This window comes from Brevibacterium sp. FME37 (genome assembly GCF_014897485.1).
In the GTDB taxonomy this organism is placed as follows: Bacteria; Actinomycetota; Actinomycetes; order Actinomycetales; family Brevibacteriaceae; genus Brevibacterium.
The window spans coordinates 40,523-46,710 of record NZ_JABUYE010000022.1; the positions used below are offsets into that span (position 1 = coordinate 40,523).

Genomic DNA, 6,188 nt, shown 5'->3' on the forward strand with positions numbered 1-6,188 from the left:
CGTGCGGCGATAGCGCAAGTTGGTCTCAGCCCTCATCTTGCGGCACTCCGAAGTGCTTGATCGAATGTTGGCGTGCTGAGCGTTGGACCCATGAACGGTCCAGGCTCACCTCGTGAGGCTTGAACGTCTGGGGTCCCGCAGGGGAGTCGATCGTATTGCCGACTGCCGTAATCGTTCCGCTGGAATCGATGTCGCTGATCTCGAAGGTCGCCCCATCTCCTCGCGCGATTTCGTCACCAGCCTCATAACCGTCCTTGTTCGGCGTCCTCGCAGGGCTGAGGATTGTCGAGTAGTCGGTTTCCATCTTCTCGCGAAGGATTGAAAGGCGCCCGGTAAGTGCCTGATATTCCGCACGCTGTGTCGCGGTGACTCCGGTAGACCTGATCGTGTCGAGGCGATCGCGAATCGATTGTCCTTGGCTGATGACCTCCTGATTTGTCAGGTCTGCGTCGTCCCCGGTGGTGTCTAAATCAACGAACTCTGTGGTCACCTGGCCGCCAGTTGAGGAGTGGACGAGATAGGTGTTTTCTCCGGCATCAGTTGATTGGTAGGCGAATGCGGACTCTGGGTCCTCCAGCCGGCTGCACAGGTCTGCTGAGACTTTCTCCGTTCGGTTGATGGCCGACTGGTCCGGCAGGTCGTCGAGCTCGCGTGTGCGAGTGACCAAGAACGTGTGCTGGTTGCCCTCGTCGGCCCGATGAAACGGGGACGGTCCTCTCACGTACTCTCCTACCGAAGTGTGGACCTCCTCAGCATCGAAACCGGCATGAGCAAACTCGGCGTTGAAGCGTTGCTTTTGTCCGACATCGATTCCCAAGTCTTCGCCACGGTCATTGAACGCGTGCACGACTGTGGCATTGGACAGTCCTATGTCGGGTTCATCGATGCTGATACGAACGGTCCTCACCCGTGAGTCGATGTTGGCCATTGCATCGGCGGCAGACTTCATGCGGATCCGACGTTGGCGGAACCCGTCTTCGTCAGAGAGGAACTGGGCTGCTGCATTCCGGTCGGCGCCAGAGAGACGGTCGAGTCCGATGTCCTCACGTACCGAGAACCCGTCCATGTCGTCATCGAAGTCCATCTCGTCAACGTCGGCGGCGGCCACAGCCAGGCTCGCAGAGAGCTCTGCCAAAGCCTGCGGACGTGACTTCGCAGCTTCTGAGAATTGCCCACCTTCGGGGATGCCTGCCTGTACGCGATTGAGGTTGCTCATACTCTCACTACGTGCGGCAATGGCAGAGAGCACCGACCGTCCGAGTTAGACGGTCGGTGCTCAATGTGAGCTCAGATCAGTCGGAGGAAGTACTCGAGTCAGACTCGATCAATTCGTTTGAGTGAGCGATGATGATGACGTTTTCGACCGATTTGCCCGCTGTGCGCTGCAAACAGGTGAGAATGACGAGCTTGCCCGGCTCGTCTGACCACACATCCTCCTCGTCGGAGATATCAGACTTCGTCACCGAATATGCCTTGTCGATGGTGAAACTGCGGTCTTGCGCAATGACTTCTTGGCCCGCACTCACCGCGGGGGTTCCGGCTGCCACGTTGATGAGCTTGTTGCCTGGCAATGTAGCGCCTTGGACCGAGTGCAAGGCGATGATCGTCGTGCCGTCCTCGGGGGTTTTCGGCGTGGCACGGCCATTGATGACAAATGCGGGGTAGAGCTCGGGCGGGTTGATGACTCCGCCGACTTCGTTCATCGTCTTCAGATCAGTCGACATGTCCACCGCGGGGACCCTGAGGTCGCCGCTGGCAGGTTGAGGATCCATCTGATCAATCTCGGTCTGCGACGGCGGATCATCGAGGACGATCTTAGGCTCCTTGGCTTCGGCTGCCGAATACTTCGAACCAGGATTGAGTCCGGAGAAAACCAGGTAGCCGCTTGCGGCCAACAGAGCCACGATGAGCGCAGTGATAACCCACGGCACCCATCGGCGCCGTCGCGTGGACCGAGATTGATCAGACATCAGATTGTGCTCCTTACTTCACGATTGCCATCTGGGCCGAGTCGGAGCCTTCCCAGTCCAACAGGGTCAACATCGCCGACTGGGACACTGAGACGCATCCGGCTGTTTTGCCGCTGCCGGTGTTGACGTGGAGGAAGATTCCCGAGCCCTTGCCGGGAGTGTTCTTCGGGTTGTAGTTCACGACCTGGCCATAGTTGTAGGCCGGTGTCTGGTACATCGACTCGCCCTTGTAACCGTCGGACTTCCGCTTGAGAGTGTTGTAGCCCTTCGTGGCATTGCCATCGACCCACACATGATCCTTGGTGACCTTGACATATTTGCTGCCACCGAACTGTTTCGGTTCAGCCTTGACTCCGAATCCGTAGCCCATGTCGAAGACGCCCGATGGTGTCTTGCCATCACCTTCACGCTTTTTGTTCTTGGCCGCGATCCCGTTGTAGCCAACGTGGCCTTTGGCTTTGTGAGCTTCGTAGTAGTTGCCCTCCCACTTCTCACAGGCTTGAACGGTGGCGTTAGCCCCGCCTGTGCCGTTGACGTAGATGACCTTCTTAGCCTTAGCTCCTGATGGCACCTTGCATTTGCTGCCCAGATCTTTCGGCTTATGTGGGGTTCGATCGGTGATGTCCTTGCCCGAGAGCGTAAAGCCCGTTTCGACCCTCTTCGGATGGTCAGCGGTGCTGCCGCCAAGCCCGACTGCCTGAGCCGGTCCAGCCCCCATGAGCATTGTCGACGCGACAGCGGCAGTCGCGGCAACTGTGGCCGTTCGAGTCATGGTTTTTGCAATGGATCGTGTGCTGATCACTTTATATACCTCCTGGTCAGGTCCGTGTTCGATGGACACCAAACACACGTGCGGCAATTCGAGAAGACGACAAGCCGCACAGACACCTCTGGGGTCCACCATGATCGATGAACCCCAGAGGTGAGTCGTGCGAGGTGACAACGCTGAAGCGAAAAATCACTCAGCTCTCGTTGTCAGCCTTATTGCGGTTGCGCCGAACCAGGGCCCAGGTGGAAGCACCAGCGGCTGCCAGAAGGCCAGCCAGGCCGCCACCGATGAGGCCGACGTTCATTCCTCCTTCTGCCTCAGCATGTGCACCGGTCTTGACCTCGTGGTCTTCGGGTGCCGGAGCATCGGGAGTCTCAGGCTTCGGAGCTTCCGGCTTCTGCGGAGTGGGGAGTTCGATCGAGACAACCTCACTAGGCACGCCGTAGTCATCGGCGAACTCAGTGTTGAACTCGTTCTCTTCGCCCGAGACGACAAACGCCAAAGCACCCTTCTCACCGGACTTGATCGCGTCTTTGTCTATTTCCAGAGGAGTCGTCTCGTAGGTGGCGGTGCCATCGTCGTCGCACTCAACCTTCTGTGTGACTTCATCGACCTTCTTCGCGTCAGCCGGAACTTCCTTCGACTGTTCGATGACGCCATCAGACTCGAAGTAGGTCTCCGTCTTGATCGTGATCTCAGAGCCAGGGGCGCAGTCTTCAATTGTGCCGGTGTCGTGGACCTTGGCTGGCAGGGAATCGACTGTGCTCTCAGAAGCCTGAGTCTTCACCGTCGGCTGGTATTTCGAGAAGCCGGTCTCCTCCGAGATACCGTACTTACCCTCCCAGCCTTCGTTGTTGTCGTTTGGCTTGATGCTCTCAGTCCACACGACATATCCGGCGTAATTATCGGGCAAGGTCACGGTTGCCGATTTGTGGTCACCATTTCCGACGTTCTTGGAGATGACAGTGCCAAGTTCCTTGGCATCGGCAGGCACCTCATCAGAAAGCTTGGGTTTGGTCTTCGAGGCCCAGAGCTTGTGCTCGACGTCGACCTTCTGTCCTTCAGCCAGGCCCGAGATTGTGAAGTTGTCATAGACATCGTCACCTCCGATGAAGGACTCATCAGAGATGTTCGTTGTCACCTTCGGGCTCGAGTTCGCGTCCAGAGTGTCTGCGGCCTCAGCGGCCGCTGTCTGCTTGGTCACGACCTGCTGCAACGAGTAGCGGTCGTAGTCCTTTGCGTCATAGTCCTTGGGCTTGTGGACGTTCACCGAGGAGCTGGGCAGAGAATCAAAGGATGCGTTGACTTTGACCGCCTTACCCTTGTCGAGATCCAGATCGATCGTCGTCGGTTTGGTCGCAGACTTCACAGTCGCCGACTCGGCCTTGCCACCATCGACCGAGATCTTTCCGGTGAAGCCTGGGACATTGACACCGTCGGAGTTCACGAGGGACACCTCAGCCTTTCCGGTGGCCCCGTCCTTGTCCTTCGTCACGTCAACCTTCACCGTGTACTGACCGTTGCCGGCGTACTTCTGCGCCTCGGAGCTCATCGTCTTTGAGTATTTGACTGCATCCGGAAGGACCGAATTCTCAAACGTCGACTTGCCTACTGCCTTGACGTTCTTCGACGTCATGTCCCAGCCAATTCCGCCCGCGACTTCCGAGACCTTGCGGGCCTTCAAAATATCGCGATGGTTGAGGTTCTTCGAGCCGTGTACGTGCTCGGAGATCGCCATGTCATAGGACATCTGCTCGGCTTTGTCACCGCGCTCCTTGTCCCACTTTGCCAGGATGTAGGCCAGCTCTGGGTCCTTCTCGGAGCTGACGTCCTTGGGGGAGTAGCCGTCGGCGTAAGGCCAATCGAGTCCGGCGTCCATGCACCAGGCGCGCAGACCTTCAAGAGTTCCGACTGAGGGGAGGTAGGCCCCGAACATTGTGGCGTTTTCCTTCTCGCCCTGCTGGTCGGTCTCTTCATTGGTCGTGACTCCGGTGAAGCTGGGGTCGCCCTTGAATTCTCCTTTGGCAGCCATGGCGGGCCCGGAGAAGGCTGTGCCAGCCAGCACGACCGAGGCGGCAGCGATGATGCCAGCCCGTCGTGCTGTGGTCTTGAGGGGTGTGCTCATTCAGTTTTAACCTTTCACTTAGCAGCCCAAGCTAGGGTTGCCGTTCTGTCATGACATAGCGGCGCTGAAGCCACTACTACTGTCTATGCGCCGATTTTCGTCGCAGTCGAAGGGTGAAAGGAATCTGTCTACTCCTCGGTAGTGTTTGAAGACAACCGGCTTTGTCAGTTCTCACAGGTCTCGATCGTCGACGTCATGGCCTGGCGATCTGCCGGTGTCACAGGTAGTTCGTACTTGTCGGCGACGAATGCGTACCTGGCAACGAATGTGCAGTCGTAGGCGGGGTTGCCTGAGTCGGTGGGCATCCAGTCTTCGGGCCCGAGGTCGGATTTCGCCTGGTTGGCCGGACCGTCGACGGCGATGAGGTTGTCGGGATCATTCGCGATTGCTTCGCGCTTGTCCTGGGACCAATCTTTGGCGCCCATGCGATAGGTGTACCCGAGTGCCACGATGTGTTCGATCTGAACCTCTGAGGAGGTCGACGGGCCGCGAGTGAAATCGATGGTCTCACCGGTGTAAGGGTCATCAAGTGTGCCGGTGGCTACTTGGCAATCATCGTCGTGGGAATAGGTGACGTCGTCGAAGTCTCGGTTGAGGATGTCGTTTCGCGTGTCGCCACAAAACGATGGATCTGACGAATCATCACCGGTCAGCCAGTTTCCGTACTGAGGGACACGATCGTAGCCGCCCATCGATGAGGCTTCCTTGGTCTCCAGCGATGCGATAAGGGCGGTGGCCTTCTGCCGGTCAACGGTGCCGATGGTGGCTGTACCGTCCGATCCGATGAGGTCATTGAGTTCGACAGAGACCGAAGGGCCGGCCGGTGCGGCTTCATCGGCGGCCTTCGTGGAGTCAGTGTCGACGACGTTCGTGTAGAGGAAGAATGCGGCGATGGCCGCGGCGACGAGGGTGAAGATTGCTTTTCTCATACTGGCCACTGACGTGGGGAGACTGAATGGGTCCCCACGTCAGTTGTCAGTGATGCCTGGAGAACCTATTGACGAACATGATTGTCTAGAGGAAAAACGAAAGGGGCATGTGATGGTCAGCGTCACCACCGAACTCAGTGACGATCAGGCATTGAGGCTGATCATGGGACGACTGAACTATTCGCCGGCAAAAGCCCAAGCCTGGTTGGCTAGCTTCAAACGCAGGCACGGATCAGTCCAACTCGGAGCCCTCATGCGGGCCATCACTAGCCAGCGCGATCAGAACGCACGGGAATTCAGTACACCGCCACCTGGGGGACCCTCACCGGATATCGGACCTAGCCTCGATTTTTCATGGGTAGCTGGTTGCCCATGATTCCGGCTCCGTTGCCGCG

General features: G+C 58.0%; 5 protein-coding genes. All 5 read right to left on the reverse strand.

What is annotated here, in order from left to right:
* Window positions 1–25: 25 nt before the first annotated feature.
* The 5 genes from INT29_RS18580 to INT29_RS18600 all read right to left on the reverse strand — a co-directional run bounded on the left by INT29_RS18580 (window position 26) and on the right by INT29_RS18600 (window position 5,793).
* Entirely contained in the window at window positions 26–1,216 is a 1,191-nt protein-coding gene (locus INT29_RS18580) for a hypothetical protein (protein WP_193072922.1), read from the reverse strand.
* A 76-nt stretch (window positions 1,217–1,292) separates the two neighbouring features.
* Entirely contained in the window at window positions 1,293–1,970 is a 678-nt protein-coding gene (locus INT29_RS18585) for a hypothetical protein (protein WP_193072925.1), read from the reverse strand.
* A 13-nt stretch (window positions 1,971–1,983) separates the two neighbouring features.
* Window positions 1,984–2,742, reverse strand: a complete 759-nt coding sequence (locus tag INT29_RS18590) for a L,D-transpeptidase family protein (protein WP_193072933.1) — start codon at window positions 2,740–2,742, stop codon at window positions 1,984–1,986.
* Window positions 2,743–2,932: 190 nt separating this feature from the next.
* Window positions 2,933–4,864, reverse strand: a complete 1,932-nt coding sequence (locus INT29_RS18595; protein ID WP_193072935.1) for a hypothetical protein — start codon at window positions 4,862–4,864, stop codon at window positions 2,933–2,935.
* 164 nt (window positions 4,865–5,028) lie between these two features.
* Complete coding sequence (locus INT29_RS18600; protein WP_193072937.1) at window positions 5,029–5,793, reverse strand: HNH endonuclease family protein; 765 nt, start codon at window positions 5,791–5,793, stop codon at window positions 5,029–5,031.
* Between the last annotated feature and the right edge of the window lie 395 nt (window positions 5,794–6,188).

What these genes read in the sequence shown, in the direction of transcription:
- INT29_RS18600 (WP_193072937.1), bottom strand. Translation starts at nt 5,793, where the DNA reads ATGAGAAAAGCAATCTTCACCCTCGTCGCCGCGGCCATCGCCGCATTC.
- INT29_RS18580 (WP_193072922.1), bottom strand. Translation starts at nt 1,216, where the DNA reads ATGAGCAACCTCAATCGCGTACAGGCAGGCATCCCCGAAGGTGGGCAA.
- INT29_RS18585 (WP_193072925.1), bottom strand. Translation starts at nt 1,970, where the DNA reads ATGTCTGATCAATCTCGGTCCACGCGACGGCGCCGATGGGTGCCGTGG.
- INT29_RS18595 (WP_193072935.1), bottom strand. Translation starts at nt 4,864, where the DNA reads ATGAGCACACCCCTCAAGACCACAGCACGACGGGCTGGCATCATCGCT.
- INT29_RS18590 (WP_193072933.1), bottom strand. Translation starts at nt 2,742, where the DNA reads ATGACTCGAACGGCCACAGTTGCCGCGACTGCCGCTGTCGCGTCGACA.